Source organism: Streptomyces kurssanovii (assembly GCF_040677245.1).
Taxonomy (GTDB): domain Bacteria; phylum Actinomycetota; class Actinomycetes; order Streptomycetales; family Streptomycetaceae; genus Streptomyces; species Streptomyces kurssanovii.
Genome location: NZ_JBFAQK010000017.1, coordinates 63,715 through 82,675 on the forward strand (window position 1 = coordinate 63,715; position 18,961 = coordinate 82,675).

Below are 18,961 nucleotides of genomic sequence, written 5' to 3' on the forward strand. Positions count from 1 at the left end.
CCGTATGTCAGTGGGACGTGGGGCCTGTCACAGTCGGGCCGGCGGCCTTCGCTGCGTCCCTGACGGCTCCCGCGACGGCTCCGGCGACCTTGTCGTTGAAGACCGAGGGGATGATGTAGTTCGGGTTGAGTTCGTCCTCGGTGACGACGTCCGCGAGCGCGGCCGCGGCCGCGAGCATCATCTCGGTGTTGACGGTGCGGGACTGGGCGTCCAGCAGGCCGCGGAACACGCCGGGGAAGACCAGCACGTTGTTGATCTGGTTGGGGAAGTCCGAGCGGCCGGTGGCCACAACTGCCGCCGTCTGCCGGGCGATTGCCGGGTCGACCTCGGGGTCAGGGTTCGCGAGCGCGAACACGATCGCGTCGTCGGCCATGGCCGCGACGTCGTCCGCGCCGAGCACGTTGGGCGCGGAGACGCCGATGAAGACGTCCGCTCCGACGACCGACTCCTTGAGCGTGCCGGTGACACCCTCGGGGTTGGTGTTGTCGGCGATCCACCGCAGCGGCGAGTCGGGGGTGGCGTCCACCAGGTCGGCGCGGCCCGCGTGCACCACGCCGTGGATGTCGGCGACGACGGCGTGCTTGACGCCCGCCGCGATGAGGAGCTTGAGGATGGCCGTACCGGCCGCGCCGGCGCCGGACATGACCACCCGTACGTCGCCGATCCCCTTGCCCACCACGCGCAGCGCGTTGGTCAGGGAGGCGAGGACGACGATCGCCGTACCGTGCTGGTCGTCGTGGAAGACGGGGATGTCGAGGGCCTCGCGCAGGCGTGCCTCGATCTCGAAGCAGCGGGGCGCGGAGATGTCCTCGAGGTTGATGCCCGCGAAGCCGGGGGCGATCGCCTTGACGATCTCGACGATGGCGTCGGTGTCCTGGGTGTCCAGGCACAGCGGCCAGGCGTCGATGCCGGCGAAGCGCTTGAAGAGGGCCGCCTTGCCCTCCATGACGGGCAGCGCGGCCTTGGGGCCGATGTTGCCGAGGCCCAGCACGGCGGAGCCGTCGGTCACCACTGCAACGGAGTTGCGCTTGATGGTCAGGCGGCGGGCGTCCTCGGGGTTCTCCGCGATCGCCATGCAGACCCGCGCCACACCAGGGGTGTAGATCATCGAGAGGTCGTCACGGTTGCGGATGGGGTGCTTGGACGCCATCTCGATCTTGCCGCCGAGGTGCATCAGGAACGTACGGTCGGAGACCTTGCCGAGGACGACGCCCTCGATGTCGCGCAGGCCCTCGACGATCTCGTCGGCGTGCGCGGTGGAGCTGGCGGCGATCGTGACGTCGATCCGCAGCTTCTCGTGGCCGGACGCGGTCACGTCGAGGCCGGTTACGGAACCGCCGGAGGACTCCACGGCCGTGGTGAGCTGGGAGACCGCGGTTCCGCTCGCGGGCACCTCCAGTCGGACCGTCATCGAGTACGAGACGCTGGGCGCCGTTGCCATGACCGGGTTCCTCTGCTTTCCCTAGCTTCATTGCTGTGCGGTACCGCACCTGAGGCCCGGCAGCGCTGTGAAGATGGTGACACCTACCCGCCGGTAGCAGGTAATGCGGTCATATTGTTTTCGGAAACTGTTTTCCACCATACGAGAAAGTGACCGGAAACTGAAGAGGCCCGCGTCACCTGTCCAGGTGACGCGGGCCTCTTCCGCGCGAGTTGGGTGGCACCGACCCGCCATGCTCGCCTCGCGGCAAGTGGTCCCTCTAAGGGACGAAGGTTGGGCCCGGGGGCTTGGATCGAGCCGGTGCCGTATCCAGGCTAACGCACCGCCCCGGGAAGTGATTCCCGCATCACGGGCCGACTTCGGCACCGGCTCCGGGGCGGCCCGCCGGAGAGCCGCGACGACGGCCGCCGAACGCCCCGCTCAGCCCCGCTCAGCCCTGCTCAGTCCCGCTCGACCCTGCTCAGTCCCGCAGCAGCTCCGGTACGCCCCGCGCGTCCGGCTGGTCACGACGCCCGGAGACCACCGTGAGCTGCTGCGTGGCCCGGGTGAGCGCCACGTACAGCACCCGCAGACCGGCCGGGCTCTCGTCGGCGATCTCCGCCGGGGAGACGACGACCGTCGCGTCGTACTCCAGGCCCTTCGCCTCCAGCGAGCCGAGCGCCACGACTCGCTCGCCCAGTCCGGCCAGCCAGCGGGCGGCCTGCTCCCGCCGGTTCATGGCGACGACGACGCCGACCGTGCCCTCCACCTGCTCCAGCAGCCGCTCCGCCTCCGCCCGCACGGAGTCCGCGAGGTCGCCGCCGTCCGGTACGACCGCGAAGCGCGGCCGCACTCCGGTGGAGCGGACGGCGGAGGGCGAGCGCATGCCCGGCATCGCCAGGTGGAGCACGGTGGCGGCCAGCTCCGCGATCTCGGCCGGGTTGCGGTAGTTGACGGTCAGCTCGAAGCGGCGGCGCGGGCGGCTGCCCAGCGCCTCGTCACGGGCCTCGGCCGCCTCTTCCGGCGAGGACCAGGACGACTGGGCAGGGTCGCCGACGACCGTCCAGGTGGCGTGCCGGCCACGACGGCCGACCATCCGCCACTGCATGGGCGTGAGGTCCTGCGCCTCGTCGACGATGACGTGCGCGTACTCGGTGCGCTCGGCAGCCAGCCGCTCGGCCCGCTCGCGCTGTGTCTCCTCGCGCTGCGGCATCAGCTCCTCCAGCCCGGTGAGCTGGTCCAGAGGGTCGAGGTCGCGCCGCTTACGGGGACGGGCGGGCGTGCCGATCAGGGTGCTCAGTTCGTCGAGGAGTGCCACGTCGTGCACGGAGAGGGCGTCGCGGCGCAGTGAGCGGGCCAGCCTGCGTACCTCGCCGGGGTTGAGCACCCTGCGTGCCCAGCGGCCGAGGCGGCGCTCGTCGCCCATCGCGGCGAGCACGGCGCGCGGGGTCAGTTCGGGCCACCAGGCGTCCAGGAACGCGATGAAGCTGTCCTCGCCCGTCACGTCCTCGTCGAAGGAGGACCGCAGCTCGGCGGCCAGCTCCGGGTCGCCGGGGTGGCGGCCGACGGCGCCCGACTTGGCGTACAGGGCGTCGAGGAGCAGCCGTCTGGCCCGTGGGCGCAGCAGGTTGACGGGAGCGTTTCCGCCGAGCACGTTGTGGCGGATGCGACGGAGTTCGTCGGCCTCCAGCTCGAGCCGCCGGCCGAAGGCGACGACGCGCAGCCTCGAGGGTGTGCCCGGCGTGGCCGCCGGCTCCTCGCCGAAGGCGAGCTGACCGTCGCGCGGCGCGGCGTCCGGCATCTCGAGCGCGCCCCGCGCGGCGTTGCGCAGCACCTTCAGCATCCGGGAGGAGCCCTTGACGCGGGCCACCGCCGGTTCGTCGTACACCGTCGCCTCCGCGCCGTCGACCAGGGAGCCGACCGCGCGGATCGCGACCTGGCCCTCCTCGCCCAGCGACGGCAGCACGCCCTCGGTGTAGGCGACGAGCAGCGGCGTCGGGGAGACGATGAGGATGCCGCCGGCGTAGCGGCGCCGGTCCTGGTAGAGCAGGTACGCGGCCCGGTGCAGCGCCACCGCCGTCTTGCCGGTGCCGGGGCCGCCCTCCACGTACGTCACGGACGCGGCGGGTGCGCGGATGACCAGGTCCTGCTCGGCCTGGATGGACGCGACGATGTCCCGCATGGTGTGGCTGCGGGCCTGGCCGAGCGCCGCCATGAGGGCGCCGTCGCCGACGACGGGCAGTGTCTGTCCGTTCAGCGTGGCCGTCAGTTCCGGGCGCATCAGGTCGTCCTCGACGCCGAGGACCTTGCGGCCCTTGGAGCGGATGACCCGGCGGCGCACCACACGGCCGGGGTCGACCGGGGTGGAGCGGTAGAAGGGGGCCGCGGCCGGGGCGCGCCAGTCGATCACGAGCGGGGCGTAGTCGGAGTCGAGCACGCCGATCCGGCCGATGTGCAGGGTCTCGCCGATCTCGGCCGTGTTGTCGGGGCGTACGGCGTCGTCCGCGGGTTCGACCGAGGTGAAGGCGCCGTCGGGGCCCTTCTTGCCGTCCTTGCCGTGGAGCAGGTCGATCCGGCCGAAGAGGAAGTCCTCGAATTCGTTGTTGAGGCGGTTGAGGTGGACGCCGGCCCGGAAGACCTGGGCGTCCCGCTCCGCGAGGGCGCCGGGGGTGCCGACCTGCCCTCGCTTGGCGGCGTCGTTCATCAGGAACTCGGCCTCGTGGATCTTCTCCTCGAGACGGTGGTACACCTGGTCGAGATGTTCCTGTTCGACACCGATCTCACGGTCTCTCACCGTGTCGGCGGCGGAGCCGACCACGGATTCGACAGCGGCATCCTGCGCGGCCACCGAGGCCCCCTTCTGACGTGCACTGGGCAGCCGTCAACCGTACGGCAAGGAGGCAGGTTATTGCACCTGGCCCGGCCGTGGGGCAGGGCGGGTGGGAGGGTCCACGGCAGGCGGCGGCCCGCGGAAGGGCCGGACATGCCGAAGGGCCGGCCCCGCCATGGAGTCACGCAAGGGCCGGCCGTGCGAGGGAGTCACGGAAGGGCCGGCCCTGCGAAGGAGTCACGGAGGGCCGGCCGTGCCGAGGAGTCGAGGAAGAGCCGCGGACCTGCCGAAGGGCCGTGGACATGCGGATGCGGCCGGGGGCCGCACAGCTCCCCGGCCGACGGTGGGACGGCCGCCGGCTAGGCGTCGACCTCCACCAGCCGTTCCCCGTCGAACGTGCGGACCTCGAAGTGGTCGATGTCGCCCGGGTCCATCGCGGAGCCGCCGTGGACGTACAGAGGGTTCTTGGCGTCCTTGTTGGGGCTGTCGGGGATTCCGTAGCCCCACTTCGGCACGGCCCACGAGGTGACGACCTCCTCCTCACCGGTCTTGGAGACGGCGATGAGGTTGCACTTCAGGGGGCCCTTGACGTTCTTCAGCTCCAGGACGGCGTGCGTGCCCCAGCCCTTCTTCTCCATGCCGACGACGGCGCTGACCTTGGTGGTCGCGTCCGTGGCCTGCACCTTCTCCTCCATGTGGTTGAAGAACGCGTCCTCGGCCGGGCTGGTGGGGTGCGGGTCGGCGCCCGCCACGTTGCTGCCGGTGTCGTCGGCGGTGACGACCACGGCGACGGCGGGGCCGCCGATGATCAGCGCCGCGGCCGCCGCGAGCAGGTACATGCCGCGCCGGCGCTTGTGGGCGCGCTTGACGGCGACCTCGTTGAGCAGACCGTCGAGAACCTTGGGGCTCGGGGAGGTGGGCACCACCGGGACGGCGCGCGGCGCGGGGAAGTCGGACATGCCCGGCATCCCGGGCAGGCTGTAGACGTTGCTCTGCGGCGGCGCGGGGGCGGGCGCCTCCGCGAGCATCGCGAGCATCGGCTCCATCCCCGAGAACTCCTCGAGGTGGGCGGCACAGATGTCGCATCCCGCCAGATGCGCCTCGAAGGCGGAGGCGTCCGCTTCGTCGAGCACGCCGAGCACATATGCGCCCACCGCGTCGTGTACGGACTCCTGCTCGTACATGGTCATGCCGAGACCCCCCTCTCCTCAAGAGCGAGCTTCATGGAACGGAGCGCGTAGAACACACGGGACCGCACGGTCCCGCTGGGTATGCCGAGCGTTTCGGCCGCTTCATTGACCGTACGCCCCTTGAAATACGTCTCGACAAGAACTTCCCTGTGGGCGGGCGTCAAATCATCGAGTGCATCTGAGAGCGTCATCAGCCACAACGCCTTGTCGATCTCGTCCTCCGCGGGCATGACCTCCAGCGGCGACGGGTCGACCTCCTGCGGCCGGGCCTGCCGGCTGCGGTGACCGTCGATGACGATGCGCCGGGCGACCGTCACCAGCCAGGGTCGGACAGAGCCGGTCGCCCGGTTGAGCTGGCCGGCGTTCTTCCAGGCACGGATGAGCGTCTCCTGTACGACGTCCTCGGCGCGCTGGCGATCGCCGGCGACGAGACGCAGTACATAGGCGAGCAACGGCCCTGCGTGTTCGCGGTAGAGGGCACGCATCAACTCCTCGTCGGGCACAGAGGTGTCGATACGTGGCTTCTCACTGCGATGGCGGGCCCGTTGCGGACGGTCATCGGCCACGGCGGCATCCTTGCGCACCTGAACCTCCCGGTCGAGACCCTGTTTTTCACGGCTGGCTGCTTGTCCCTCTTCACTACGGGGACCGCCGGAGGTTCACTCAACGCCGGCCGAAGAAATTTCAAGATTCTTTGACGGAGGCCTTCCTGCGGTGTCTCGCCACCCGCTCGCGGTTTCCGCACACTTCGCTCGAGCACCAGCGGCGCCGCCTGCCCCGTGAGGTGTCCAGATAGACGCGGCGGCAGTTGTCGCCCTCGCACTGCCGCAGCCGCGAGCGGGCGACCGGGTCGGTGAGGAGGTCCACCGCGTCCCGGGCGACGACGGCGAGCAGGGCCGCGCACTCCGGGGCGGCGCACAGCGCCCGTACCAGCGTGCCTTTCCCGTCCTTCACGGCTCTGATGCCCGGAGGCGCGTTCCGTGCGCGGGCGTTGAGGATGTCGAGAGCGTCGTCCGCGCGGCCTTCGTCCGGCCCGGTGCGCACCAAACGGTCTATGCAGTCGCGCAGTTCGACGAAACCTGCCACCCAGGTGCCGTCGATCCCGTGCAGCGGTGTCCCGGCCGGGACGAGACCGGCGCCCACGAGCCAGCGCGCCAGTCCCCCCGTGTCCGCGAGCGGTTCGGGCCCGCCGGCCCGGCGGTCCGCCTCCTGCGCCGTCGCCACCAGGTCCAGGCAGACGCGCCCGGAGTCGAATCGCCACTGGGACGGGTACGGAACCGCGCCCACCGCTGTCATGCGCCTGTCACCGCCTCGGGATCACCGTCGGGTGTCCCCACCAGAGTGCCTGCCCGACGGTGCGGCCGGAAGCCCTCATCGAGACGTGGACGCACGGACATGCGAATGCGACGCTCACCCATGTCCCGCACGAGGACGGGCCGGTTGACTGGGTCTCATGACACAGAACAGGGGTGCAGGAGCGGTCCTCGCGGCGGCGACCGTGACGACCGGGCTCATCGCGGGCGTCTGGTTCGCGTTCACGGTCTCGGTGATGCCGGCGCTCGGCCGCAGCGACGACCGGACCTACGTCGAGGTCATGCAGAACATCAACGAGGTGATCGAGAACCCGGCCTTCTTCGCCGCGCTCTTCGGCGCGCTCGTCCTCACGGCCGTCTCGGCATGGCAGCAGCGCCGTACGCCCAGGGGCCGCTGGGTGACCGCCGCGCTGGTCCTCTACGTCCTGGTGTTCGTGGTGACGTCCGCGGCGAACGTGCCGCTCAACAACGAACTCGCCGCCGCGGGCGCCCCGGCCGGGATCGCCGACCCGGGCGCCGTACGGGAGAACTTCGAGGACCCGTGGGTGCTCTGGAACACCGTGCGCACCGTGCTCACCACGGCGGCCCTGCTGTGCCTGTGGCGTGCCACGTCACTGCTGCGCACGGCACGACCGGAGCAGGCAGGTCACGCGTCGGCGTACTTGGCGTCGGACGCCGGGTCCAGGGCCAGCCGGTAGCCGCGTTTGACGACGGTCTGGATGAGCTTGGGGGCGCCCAGCGCCGTGCGCAGCCGGGCCATGGCCGTCTCCACGGCGTGCTCGTCCCGGCCGGCGCCCGGCAGGGCCCGCAGCAGGTCGGAGCGGGCGACGACCCAGCCGGGCCGTTCCGACAGGGCCCGCAGCAGGGCCATCCCGGCGGGCGGCACCGGGCGCAGTTCGTCGTCGACGAGGACGGCGTGACCGCGGATCTCGACGCGGCGGCCCGCGACCGGGAACGTACGGGCGCGGGCGGGCAGCTCGACACCGAGCAGCTGCACCAGCGGACCGAGTCTGAACCGCTCCGGCTGCACCGTCGGGACTCCGGCCGCCTGCAGCGGTACCGCCGTGACGGGCCCGACGCAGGCCGCGAGGACGTCGTGGTCCAGGGCGGCCAGGAGGTCGGTCAGCAGGCCGCGGGACTCCGCACGGTTCAGGAGCGACGCGGCGGCCGGGGCGCTGGTGAAGGTGACCGCGTCGAGGCCGCGGGAGACGGCCGCGTCCAGCAGCCGGTCGAGCGGGGCGAGGTCCTCCGGCGGCATCCAGCGGTAGACGGGTACGAGGACCACGTCCGCGCCCGCCGCACGCAGTGATTCCACGAACCCGGGCAGCGGCTCGCCGTGCAGCTGGAGCGCGACGCGGCGGCCCGCCACTCCCTCGCCGAGCAGCCGGTCCAGTACCTCCGCCATGGACTCTGAGACCGGCGACCACTCCTCGGTGAGGCCGGCCGCGCGGATGGCGCCCTTGACCTTGGGGCCGCGGGCCAGCAGCTCGGCGCCGCGCAGCCGGCCCAGCAGCTGCTCCCCCAGACCCCAGCCGTCGGCCGCCTCCACCCAGCCGCGGAAGCCGATGGCGGTGGTGGCGACGACCACGTCGGGGGTGTGGTCGATCAGTTCCTTGGTGGCGGCGAGGAGCTCTGTGTCGTCGGCGAGCGGAACGATGCGCAGCGCGGGGGCGTGCAGGACGGCCGCGCCCCGCCGCTGGAGCAGCGCGCCGAGCTCGTCGGCCCGCCTGGCGGCAGTCACGCCGACGGTGAAGCCCGCGAGGGGGCCGTGCGGTTGGCCTTGGTCGTGCATCTCGGTCGTCCCCACTGGAGTGCCCTGATGGCCGGTGCCATTGAACGGTGAACGGACGACCGAGCCTGTCAAAGGCGCGTGACAGGCCCGGTTCGCTCATATTTCACCGTCGTTACGTACTCCGCTCGCTCAGACGCGGGCGTAGACCGGTTCGGCGCCCGTTTCCGCGTCCGTCCCCGTGTGCCCGCCGCGGACCGGCACCACGACGGGGCGGCGAAGGTATACCGCCCAGGTGACGATTGAGCAGACCGCGTAGAAGGCGAGGAAGGAGACGAAGGCGGCGGTTCCGGTGCCCGCGGTCTGGAACGACTGCCGGAAGGCGAGGTTGATGGCGAGCCCGCCGACGGCGCCGACCGCGCCGATGAGTCCCATCGAGGCGCCGGAGAGACGGCGCCCGTAGGCGGCCGCGGTCTCCCCGGTCATGCCCTTGGCGAGCGCCTTGTTCTGGAAGATGCCGGGGATCATCTTGTACGTCGAGCCGTTTCCGAGGCCGCTGAGCACGAACAGGCCGATGAATCCGACGAGGAACACCGCGAGCGATTCCTGGACCGAGGCGGCGATGACCACGGCCGTCGCGGCGGCCATGCCCACGAAGTTCCACAGGGTGATGCGCGCTCCGCCGAAGCGGTCGGCGAGCGCACCGCCCAGGGGCCGGATCAGGGAGCCGAGCAGCGGACCGATGAAGGTGAGGGAGGCCGCCTGGAGCGGGGTGCGGCCGAACTGGGTCTGCAGGACGAGACCGAAGGCGAAGCTGTAGCCGATGAACGAGCCGAAGGTGCCGACGTAGAGGAAGGCCATGATCCAGGTGTGGCCGTCCTTGGCCGCGTCGATCGCCGCGCCGGTGTCGTTCTTCACCGGGGCGAGGTTGTCCATCCACAGCGCGGCGCACAGCGCGGCGAGGACGATCAGCGGCAGGTAGATGCCGAGCACCAGCCGCGGGTGGGCCGCGCCCGCCGTACCGATGATCAGCAGGGCGACCAGCTGGATGACCGGTACCCCGATGTTGCCGCCGCCCGCGTTGAGGCCGAGCGCCCAGCCCTTCTTGCGCAGCGGGAAGAAGGCGTTGATGTTCGTCATCGACGAGGCGAAGTTGCCCCCGCCGACACCCGTGAGGGCGGCGACGGCGAGGAACGTCGTGTACGAGGTGCCCGGCTCCATCACCAGGTACGCCGCGGCGGTGGGGACCAGCAGCAGCAGGGCGCTGAAGATCGTCCAGTTCCGGCCGCCGAATTTGGCGACCGCGAAGGTGTACGGCACCCGGATCACGGCGCCGACGACGGTCGCCGTGGCGATCAGGAAGAACTTGCCGGCGGGGTCGACCCCGTACTCGGGCCCCATGAAGAGGACCATCACCGACCACAGGCTCCAGATGGAGAACCCGATGTGCTCACTGAGCACGGAGAAGGCGAGGTTGCGCCGTGCGACCCGCTCCCCCTTGGTCCGCCAGAAGGTCTCGTCCTCGGGGTCCCACTCTTCGATCCATCGGCCTGCCATCACGCGCCTCCACCTGTTTCCGATCGTGGAAGCGACGTTATGGACGGCGGGTTTCAGGCCGGTGCCAGGAGGTGACCGGCGCGAAACCTTGCTCTCACCCGTCGGTCAGGCGGTGTGTGAGCGGGAGCGGCGCCGGGGCTCTCCGTTGGGCCACAGCCGCGGGCGGCGCTTGGCGGCAAGGTCCTCGGCCCAGCCGAAGACCAGGATGCACCCGGCGATCAGCGCCCAGGCGAGCAGCAGCACCGGCACCCAGCTCTCCAGCAGCCAGGGGACGTGCTCCGCGAGCAGGTCGACGTCCCACATGACGTCCCACAGCGCCGCCGCGCCGAGGATGCACACGTTGTGCCAGAGGTAGACGGTCACCGCCCGCGCGTTGAGCAGGGTGATCACGCTGTCCCATTGCCGCAGCTTCGGCGGCCACGACTGCCACGACGGGCTGAAGTGCAGCAGCATCATCACCGCGCCGAGCGACCAGAGGGCGTCGGCCGGCGGGATGCCGTCGAGCTCGGCGCCCGAGCCGAAGCCGTCGCGGCGGGCCCACCAGATACCGGCCAGCATGACGAAGGGCGCGACGGAGGGGACGAGGTAGCGCGGCAGGCGGGCCAGGATGCCTTCCTGGCGGGCCATGCCGAGGATCCAGCAGGCGCCGAAGGTGCTGAAGTCGGTGAGCGCCGAGTCGATGCGTTCCGGCATGGAGAGATAGCCGGCGGCCAGCCCGAAGGACAGGGCGAGCGGCGCGGCGAGGGTGGCCCACGGCAGCTTGCGCAGGCAGCGCAGCAGCAGCGGTGACAGGAGTACGAACCAGAGATACGCGCGCAGGTACCAGAGCGGTTCGGCCAGGTCGCCGGCCCAGCCGGCGGCGAGGAACGGCGGGTCGCTCAACGGCAGGAGCCAGAAGACCGCGGAGGGGCCGGGGCGCCATCCCTCGACGAGCATCGCGGTGATCCCAGCGGCTCCGAGCACCCACAGCGGCGGCAGCAGCCGCCGTACCCGGCCGCGGATCACCTGGAACGCCGGCCGGGCGAGGGAGCGTGCCATCAGTGACCCGGCGAGGGCGAACATCACGCCCATGGACGGGAAGACGAGCGGCAGCCAGGCCCAGCCCACCAGGTGGTAGAGCACGACCCGGAACAGGGCGATCGCCCGGAGCAGGTCGAAGTAGCGGTCCCGGCCCCCCGCGGGCACCGGAGAGGTGCCCCCCGACTGCGGCGGCACCGTCTGCGGTGCGGTGTAAGGGGTCATGCGACGGGCCTCCGCTCCCCGGCGCGCTGCCGCTGCTGGACGACTCCCGGGGCCTCGACGGCCCCGGTGCGCCGCAGTTTCTGCCAGCGCAGCCGGCCGCCGGTGAGGGCGGTGATCCAGGACTGGAGGAGGACCACGTACATCAGCTGGCGGTAGAGGATCTGCTGGAGCGGCAGGGAGACGAGGTGGACCATGCGTTCCTTGTCGAGCCGGAAGGCGTAGGCGGCACAGACGGCCTGGATCGCCAGTACGCCCAGCCACGCGGCGATGGTCTTCTGGGTGGGGCCGAAGACCAGCCCGTACAGCAGGAAGACGTCGATCAGCGGCGCGAGCAGCGGGGCGAGCACCATGAACAGGGAGACCAGCGGCAGGCCGACCCGGCCGAAGCGGCCGGAGGGCCCCTTCTCGACGAGGGCGCGGCGGTGCTTCCAGATGGCCTGCATGGTGCCGTAGCTCCAGCGGTAGCGCTGCGACCACAGCTGCTGCACGGACTCGGGGGCCTCGGTCCAGGCGCGTGCCTTCTCCGCGTAGACGACCCTCCAGCCGTCGCGGTGCATGGCCATGGTGATGTCGGTGTCCTCGGCGAGGGTGTCCTCGCTCATGCCGCCGACGCGCTCGAGCGCGGTGCGGCGGAAGGCTCCGACGGCGCCGGGGATGGTGGGCATGCAGCCGAGCAGGTCGTACATGCGGCGGTCGAGGTTGAAGCCCATCACGTACTCGATGTGCTGCCAGGCCCCGATGAGGGTGTCGCGGTTGCCGACCTTGGCGTTGCCGGCCACCGCGCCGACGCGCGGGTCGCCGAAGGGCTGCACGAGCTCGCGGACGGTGGACGGCTCGAAGACGGTGTCGCCGTCCATCATGACGACGATCTCGTAGCGGGCGTTCCGGATGCCGTTGTTGAGGGCGGCGGGCTTGCCCGAGTTGGGCTGCCGTACGACCCGTACGCCGCGCAGGCCCATCGCCTCGACGATGTCGGCGGTGCCGTCGCTGGAGCCGTCGTCGATGACGATGACCTCGAGGGGGTGGTCGCTCGCCATCAGTGAGCGGACCGTGTTGGCGATGCACTCGCGTTCGTTGTAGGCGGGGACCAGCACGGACACCGGCCGGGTGATGGGAGGCCCCCAGCTGAAGCCCTTCCGGCGCACCTTGCGGGCATGCGCGAAGGACAGGATCAGCATCAGTCCGAAGCGGGCGAAGACCAGCACGCCGATCACGGCGAGCCCGACGACCATGACCTCCGTGGTGTTCTCCGAGACGGCGACGGCGCCGACGAAGGCCTTGCCCTTCCACAGCTCCGGTCCGGTGACCGGGCTGTGGGCGCTGGGCACGCCGAGCGCCTCTGTGAGGTTGGTGAACCGGTAGCCGCGTTCCTTCATGTCGGGCAGGAAGCGCTCGAGGGCCGCCACCGTCTGGGAGCGGTCGCCGCCGGAGTCGTGCATCAGCACGATGGAGCCCTGGGTGCCCTTGGGCGTGGCGCGCTCGATGATCGCGTCGACGCCGGGGCGCTTCCAGTCCTCTGAGTCGGTGTTGTTGAAGGCCGTGATGTAGCCGCGGGTGCCGATGTACTGGGTGACCGGCCAGGACTCGTTGTCGAGGGCGTCCGAGAAGGAGGAGTACGGCGGACGGAACAGCGAGGTGCGGATGCCCGCGGCGCCGGCGAGCGCCAGCTGGTTCTGCGACAGCTCCCAGTCGATGCGGTCGGTGGACTGGAAGGACAGGTCCGGGTGGTTGAAGGTGTGCAGGCCGATCTCGTGACCCTCGCGCACCATCCGTTCAACCAGGTCCGGATGGCGCGAGGCCATGGTGCCGGTGACGAAGAAGACGGCGTGCGCGTCGTACCGGGCGAGAGCGTCGAGGACCTTCGGCGTCCAGACGGGGTCCGGGCCGTCGTCGAAGGTCAGCACGAGCCGCTGGTCGGGCACGCTGAGCGCCTTGGGATCGTGCTTGTCCCGAGCGTCGATGACGGGGCCGCCGTCGAGGATGTGCTGGGGGACCTGGTCCGTGGGGGCCGGCGGCCGGACGCGGTGGTCGGCGAGGATCTCGCTGTGCACATAGCCGCGCAGCATCAGCATCGCGAGCAGCGCGACGAGGAAGAGCACGGGAAGCAGATAGCGCATGGGCAGTCTGCGGCGTACGACGCGCTTGGGGCTCCGCGGTCGCGGAGCCCCTGATGCGGGGATGGTCATCTACAGTGCGCCTTCTTGCACGGGCTGATCGGGAGAACCACTGGGCGCCGTCGACGGGCCGGGGCCCACAGGCGGGCTGACGGCCGGGGCGGGGGAATCGCTGCGGGGTGCGTCGGGGCTCGCGACCGGGCCGGTGGTACCCGTCCCCGGGGACGGCTGCCGCGGGGAAGGGGACTTGGAGGCGGGCGGCGGCACGTTCGGCAGCGCGCTGCCGTCGCCCGCGCTGCCCGACGGCAGCGGCAGAGCCGCACCGGCGGAGTCGGAGGGAGCGGGGACGCCGGGCGGGGCGTTCGGCGTGGGCACCGTGGACACGAGGTCGGTGGGTGCGGGCTGGATCTCGACGTGCTCGGGCTGCTTCTCGCCGACCGAACCGAGGCCCGGCATCCACGGCGCGCTGGAGTTGCCGCCGAGGAGGGCGGCGACGAGCGTGATCGCGTAGACGGCGCAGGCGGCGGCCAGGACCCAGCCGATACGGCGGAACTTCTTGCTACGGCGGCCGCTCTCGTCGACGAAGACGGGCCCCTCGGCGCTGTCCTGAGCGGCGATCGGCTCGACCGGCAGGTCGCGCAGCTTCCGCCCGAGGCCGTCGAGTTGAATCGTCACCTCGTGCGGCTCGTGCGTGTGACCGGTACCGACGTCTTCTTGCCAATTTTCCATGGCTTGTGGCACATCCCCCCACTGACTGGAATCGGGTGCGCGCACAACCGACCGGCCGCGTTCGAATTAGGGTCCCCAACCCGCTGTCCGAGCGCTTCTATCCCACTCACTCACCCGGTCCATGAATGTAGCGCAACCTGCCGCACGTCGCGCGCCACGCTCAGCGGTTGTCACACATCAGCGACATATCACGTTCCGGCAACCATCCGTCGGGCACCCTTTTCAGCCACCCTTCGCGCGCGGCGAGTTCGGCCGCCGCCCGCCGCAGCGCATCGAGGCCGGGATGCCGCAGCCCGGCACGCCAGACCATCGACAGCGGCGACAGCGGAACGGGGTCGACTATCGGCCGAAGAACCGTCCCCGGCATGGCCGGAAAGCCCACGACCGCGAGGACCGGGTTGCGGGTCTTCGCCATGACCCGCCGGAACTCCTCGACCCCCACGGCCATGGGTGCCGGCGGCGCCACGGCGATGCCGCGGCCCGCGAAGAGCAGCCGCGCCAGCTCCGTCCACTCCAGCGTCCGAGGGTTGCCCGCACCGGCATATACGGTCTCACCCGCGAGTGCGTTCAACTCGATCCGGTCGGAGTCCGCCAGCGGATGGTCGTCGGGCAGCAGGACCGCCATCGGCTCGTACCGGACGGGCTGCTGGGCGAGCAACGCCTGGCGGCCGGCGTCCAGGCCGGCGAACCGGCCGAAGGAGACATCGAGGCGCCCCGCGGCGATCTCGTCGGCCGCCCCGGTGAGCCCGCTCTCGAAACGGGCCATCAGCTCGCAGTCGGGGGCCAGTTCACGGGCGCGTTCCAGGATCCGGCCCGAGGTCATGCCCGCGCTGTTGAGGTCGACGAGCAGCGGCCGCGCGGCGCCGGAGGCGGCGGCGAGCAGTTCGTCCTGCGTCTCGAGCACCCGCCGGGCGTACGGCAGCAGCCGCTCGCCGTCGGCCGTGAGGGCGACCTGCCGGGTGGTACGGACGAACAGGCCGACGCCCAACTCCCTCTCCAGCCGCCTGATGTCACGGCTCAGGGCCTGCTGGGCGACGTAGAGACGGGCGGCGGCGCGGGTGAAGTGCAGTTCGTCGGCGACGGCGACGAAGGCGCGGAGCAGCCGGGGTTCCAGATCACGGGGCACAGCGCATTCAACAACACAGGTGCGTGAACGGCCACCGAGCAGGTGTTGGACCGGCCCCAGGGGCGGCGGCGAGGGTGGAGCCATGCCCAGTCCCGCCCTGCCGAGTTCCGCCACGCCGCCTCCGGCCACGCCCCCTCCGGCCAGTCCCCCTACGGCCGCGTCCCGAGCAGCCGTGTCCCGAGCAGCCGCGTCCCGAGCAGCCCGTGTCGAGGACACGGCTCTCGCACCGCTGCTCGCGGTCACCGGCGACTCGCTGGTGCTCGCGCCACGCCGCCGCACCGGGTCGCGCCCGGCGTCCTTCACCGGGACCGTCCGGCCGCCGGGCCCTTACCGGCGGCTGTTCTCCGTACCCGGCACCCGCGCGTTCACCGCCGGGAACCTCGTCGCGCGGCTCCCGATGGGGATGTTCAGCGTCAGCGCCGTCATCATGATCGCCGGGTCGCGCGGCTCCTACGCCCTCGCCGGGGCCGTCACCGCGACGGGCCTGGCCGCCACCGCGCTGGTCGCTCCCTGGACCGCGCGGCTCGTCGACCGGTACGGGCAGGCGCGGATAGCCGTCCCCGCCACGGCCCTGGCCGTCCTCGGATCGCTCGCCCTGCTGCTGTGCGTACGCCTCGGCGCGCCCGACTGGACACTCTTCGCCGCCTACGCGGCGACCGCCACCACCCCCAACACCGGCGGCATGTCACGTGCCCGCTGGGCGCACCTGTACCGGGGTGACGCGGCGGCGCTGCACACGGCGAACTCGTTCGAGCAGGCCGCCGACGAACTCTGCTTCATGCTCGGCCCCGTTGTGGCCGCGTTCCTCTGCTCCGCGCTCTTCCCGGAGGCCGGCACGCTGGTGGGCGCGGTCCTGCTGCTGACGGGTGTGCTGATCTTCACGAGCCGGCGCGCCACCGAGCCGCCGGTCGCCCCGCGGGTCCCGGCCGGCTCGCCGCTGCGTACCGCCGGCATGCCCGCGCTGCTCGTCGTCCTCCTCGCCACGGGCGCGGTCTTCGGCTCGATGGAGGTCGTCACCATCGCCTTCGCCGACGGCCCGGTCGCGGGTCCGGTCCTCGCGCTCCAGGCGGCGGGCTCCTGCGCCGCCGGCCTGCTCTACGGCCGGTCCCGGCGTACGGCGGGCCTGCCCACCTGCCTCGCCGCGATGACGGCCTTGATGTCGCTGCCGCTGCTGGCCGCCGCGGGCACCGGATCGCTCCCGGCGGTGGCGGGCGCGCTGCTGGTCGCCGGGATGGCGACGGCCCCCACGATGGTGACGGCGATGACCATGGTGCAGCGGCTGACTCCGCAGGCACAGATCAACGAAGGCATGACGCTCGCGGTCACCGCTCTGCTCGGCGGCGTCGCGGCGGGCTCCGCGAGCGGCGGGTACGTGGTGGAGCACCTGGGCGCGGCACAGGGCTACGCGATCCCGGTGGGCGCCGCGGCCCTCGCGCTCGTACTGGCGTGGGGAGCGGGCCAGAACACGAAAAAGGCCCGGAAGCCGTAGCCGCCGAGCCTTCGTCGTACATGGGATGAGTGGAGATGGCGGGAATCGAACCCGCGTCCAACGGTGCAGAATCAGGGCTTCTCCGTGTGCAGTCCGCTGCGCTTTTCTCAGCCCCGGAGATCACGCGGACAAGTCTCCGACGGGCTCAGTCACTGTTTGATTTCCCTACGCGCCCCGTGACCGGGCTCGTAGGTTTAGTTCCCTAGCTGATGCCAGGATCCGGGTCGGGAACAGCCCCGGGCTGACACTTCGCAAAGTCGCTACTTAGGCAGCGAGGGCGAAGGAATCGCGCTTGGTGTTGGCGATTATTGGTTGCGACATATGGTTTACGAGATCATTGCCGCTTCCTCGACACGCTTCCCCTGCTTCGACATCCGCTGTCGAAACCGATCATCCCCATGTTGACCACTATTGAGTTGTCACTGCTCAGGCCCCTTGCGGGCCCGGCCCCTGCTTGGTGGGGCAGGTGCCATCGTACGTGAACAACACGGGCCGGTGCCAGCCTATTCCGCACGGCTGCGGCCGGTGCCGGTCACGTGCCGGCCCGCTGCCTCCTGCGGACGGCGGACATCGCGCGGTCCGCCTCGCGGCGGTCCTGCTTCTCGCGGAGCGTCTGGCGCTTGTCGTACTCCTTCTTGCCCCTCGCCAGCGCGATCTCGACCTTCGCCCGGCCGTCCTTGAAGTACAGGGCCAGCGGCACGATGGTGTGCCCCGTCTCCTGCGACTTCGACTCCAGCTTGTCGATCTCTTCCCGGTGCATCAGCAGCTTGCGCTTGCGGCGTGCGCTGTGGTTGGTCCAGGTGCCCTGGCTGTACTCCGGCACGTGGACGTTGTGCAGCCATGCCTCGTTGCCGTCGATCTGGACGAAGCCGTCCGCGAGCGAGGCCCGGCCCTGGCGCAGCGACTTCACCTCGGTGCCCATCAGCACGAGACCGCACTCGTAGGTGTCGAGAATGTGGTAGTCGTGCCGCGCCTTCTTGTTCTGCGCGATCAGTTTGCGCCCTGTTTCCTTAGCCATAGTGCCGACATTTTCGCACTACGACCCGCCCCCGAGGCCACTCAATACCGTCCGGGCCCTTTTCTCGGCGCCTTCGGCCGTCACGAGGTCCGGGGTGATGCCCTTGTCGTCGACACTGTGACCGGACGGGGTGCGGTAGTGACCGACGGTGAGTTCGGCGACCGAGCCGTCGGGCAGCCGGCTCGGCATCTGCACCGAGCCCTTGCCGAACGTCCGTGTACCGACCGTGACCGCACGACCACGGTCCTTGAGCGCTCCGGTGACGAGCTCGGCCGCGCTCATGGTGCCGGCGTCGACGAGCGTGACGACGGGCCGTTCCGTGTCGCCGCCCTGCTCGGCGTGGAGAGCGCGCTGCTCGCCGCGCACGTCGTACGTGGCGACGAGGCCGCCGTCGAGGAAGGCCGACGCCGCGGCGACCGCCTCCGCGACGAGGCCGCCGTCGTTGCCTCGCAGATCGAGCAGGACCCCGGCGCCCGCGGGCGCCTCACGCACGGCCTTCCGCACCCGCGCGCCGGTGCCCTTGGTGAACGAGGAGACCCTGATCACCACGGCGCCGTCGGGGAGACGGTCGACGGTGACCGTCTCCGTGGTCAGCAGGGCGCGCGTCAGGGTCTCGGACCAGCGGCGCCCGTCGCGTTCCAGGTCCACCGTCACAGCGGTGCCTGCGGCGCCCCTGAGCAGGGCCACGACCTCGGTGACCGGCCGGCGGGCGGTGTCGCGGCCGTCGATCGCGAGGAGCCGGTCGCGGGCCTTTATCCCGGCCCGCTCCGCGGGGCTGCCCGGCTGCACCCTGGCCACCTCGACCCGGCCGTCCGCGGCGCGTCTCGCACCGAGGCCCACGCCGGTGTACTCCCCGTCGAGCGCCTTGGCGAACTCCTCGTACTCGCGCTTGTCGTAGACGGCGCCCCAGCGGTCGCCACTGCGGCTGACGACCTCCTCCGCCGCCTTGGTGCCCGACTTCCCCTCCGCCGCCGCCCTCGCGGCGGCGCGGGCGACGTCCTCCCGGTCCACCGTCGCGGCGGCGGCCTGTGCGGAGAGCGGACGGGGCGAGGCCGGCTTGTCGTGCGGCAGGCAGTTGGTGGCCGCGGCGGTGGCGAGGACGACTCCGAAAGCCAACGTCAGCGCGGCCCCGCGGCGGATGCCGTGGGGCCGGGGACTGAACTCGGGGTCCGACATGGCGTCGAGTCTAGGACAAGCAAAGGGC

15 protein-coding genes and 1 other RNA gene are annotated in these 18,961 nt (G+C 71.3%); 2 read left to right on the top strand and 14 right to left on the bottom strand.

The window, feature by feature from the left end; translation table 11 throughout:
* Positions 1-7: 7 nt before the first annotated feature.
* The 5 genes from AB0K36_RS15070 to AB0K36_RS15090 all read right to left on the bottom strand — a co-directional run bounded on the left by AB0K36_RS15070 (position 8) and on the right by AB0K36_RS15090 (position 6,736).
* Positions 8-1,441 (bottom strand): NAD-dependent malic enzyme, encoded by a 1,434-nt coding sequence (locus AB0K36_RS15070; protein ID WP_159691552.1) that lies wholly within the window; start codon positions 1,439-1,441, stop codon positions 8-10.
* A gap of 460 nt (positions 1,442-1,901) precedes the next feature.
* Positions 1,902-4,268 carry a HelD family protein gene (locus tag AB0K36_RS15075; protein WP_364593460.1) on the bottom strand — a complete coding sequence of 789 codons (2,367 nt, stop codon included), beginning with the start codon at positions 4,266-4,268 and terminating at the stop codon, positions 1,902-1,904.
* A 341-nt stretch (positions 4,269-4,609) separates the two neighbouring features.
* Complete coding sequence (locus AB0K36_RS15080; protein ID WP_364593463.1) at positions 4,610-5,440, bottom strand: anti-sigma factor family protein; 831 nt, start codon at positions 5,438-5,440, stop codon at positions 4,610-4,612.
* On the bottom strand, positions 5,437-6,024 hold the full coding sequence (locus AB0K36_RS15085) for a sigma-70 family RNA polymerase sigma factor (protein WP_005316925.1): 588 nt from the start codon (positions 6,022-6,024) through the stop codon (positions 5,437-5,439). Before AB0K36_RS15085 ends, AB0K36_RS15080 begins: the two co-directional genes overlap by 4 nt.
* 100 nt (positions 6,025-6,124) lie before the next feature.
* Positions 6,125-6,736: a CGNR zinc finger domain-containing protein gene (locus AB0K36_RS15090; RefSeq protein WP_364593467.1), complete on the bottom strand. Its 612-nt coding sequence runs from the start codon at positions 6,734-6,736 to the stop codon at positions 6,125-6,127.
* 157 nt (positions 6,737-6,893) lie between these two features.
* On the opposite strand from AB0K36_RS15090, the gene AB0K36_RS15095 reads away from it, so the two are divergent.
* Positions 6,894-7,451, top strand: a complete 558-nt coding sequence (locus tag AB0K36_RS15095) for an anthrone oxygenase family protein (protein ID WP_364593470.1) — start codon at positions 6,894-6,896, stop codon at positions 7,449-7,451.
* Here the strand turns inward: AB0K36_RS15095 and AB0K36_RS15100 are convergent.
* The 6 genes from AB0K36_RS15100 to AB0K36_RS15125 form a co-directional block, all read right to left on the bottom strand.
* The gene (locus AB0K36_RS15100; protein ID WP_364593473.1) at positions 7,400-8,545 is read right to left on the bottom strand and encodes a uroporphyrinogen-III synthase; all 1,146 of its coding nucleotides are present in this window, start codon (positions 8,543-8,545) and stop codon (positions 7,400-7,402) included. The genes AB0K36_RS15095 and AB0K36_RS15100 overlap by 52 nt on opposite strands.
* A 129-nt stretch (positions 8,546-8,674) precedes the next feature.
* Complete coding sequence (locus tag AB0K36_RS15105; protein WP_364593476.1) at positions 8,675-10,039, bottom strand: nitrate/nitrite transporter; 1,365 nt, start codon at positions 10,037-10,039, stop codon at positions 8,675-8,677.
* A 105-nt stretch (positions 10,040-10,144) separates the two neighbouring features.
* Positions 10,145-11,281 (bottom strand): acyltransferase family protein, encoded by a 1,137-nt coding sequence (locus AB0K36_RS15110; RefSeq protein WP_364593479.1) that lies wholly within the window; start codon positions 11,279-11,281, stop codon positions 10,145-10,147.
* Positions 11,278-13,398: a bifunctional polysaccharide deacetylase/glycosyltransferase family 2 protein gene (locus AB0K36_RS15115; RefSeq protein ID WP_364593587.1), complete on the bottom strand. Its 2,121-nt coding sequence runs from the start codon at positions 13,396-13,398 to the stop codon at positions 11,278-11,280. Before AB0K36_RS15115 ends, AB0K36_RS15110 begins: the two co-directional genes overlap by 4 nt.
* Positions 13,399-13,467: 69 nt before the next feature.
* Positions 13,468-14,124: a hypothetical protein gene (locus AB0K36_RS15120; protein ID WP_364593482.1), complete on the bottom strand. Its 657-nt coding sequence runs from the start codon at positions 14,122-14,124 to the stop codon at positions 13,468-13,470.
* 160 nt (positions 14,125-14,284) lie between these two features.
* Entirely contained in the window at positions 14,285-15,250 is a 966-nt protein-coding gene (locus AB0K36_RS15125) for a LysR family transcriptional regulator (protein WP_364593485.1), read from the bottom strand.
* Between the two features lie 82 nt (positions 15,251-15,332).
* Between AB0K36_RS15125 and AB0K36_RS15130 the strand changes: the two genes are divergently transcribed.
* Positions 15,333-16,739, top strand: a complete 1,407-nt coding sequence (locus AB0K36_RS15130; RefSeq protein ID WP_364593488.1) for an MFS transporter — start codon at positions 15,333-15,335, stop codon at positions 16,737-16,739.
* A gap of 27 nt (positions 16,740-16,766) precedes the next feature.
* Here AB0K36_RS15130 and ssrA read toward each other — a convergent pair.
* The 3 genes from ssrA to AB0K36_RS15145 form a co-directional block, all read right to left on the bottom strand.
* Positions 16,767-17,137, bottom strand: a transfer-messenger RNA (tmRNA) gene (gene ssrA / locus AB0K36_RS15135).
* Positions 17,138-17,271: 134 nt separating this feature from the next.
* Positions 17,272-17,757, bottom strand: coding sequence for an SsrA-binding protein SmpB (gene smpB, locus AB0K36_RS15140; protein ID WP_189467362.1), 486 nt, complete (start codon positions 17,755-17,757; stop codon positions 17,272-17,274).
* 18 nt (positions 17,758-17,775) lie between these two features.
* A complete protein-coding gene (locus AB0K36_RS15145; RefSeq protein WP_364593492.1) occupies positions 17,776-18,933 on the bottom strand; it encodes a S41 family peptidase in 1,158 nt (385 codons plus the stop codon).
* Between the last annotated feature and the right edge of the window lie 28 nt (positions 18,934-18,961).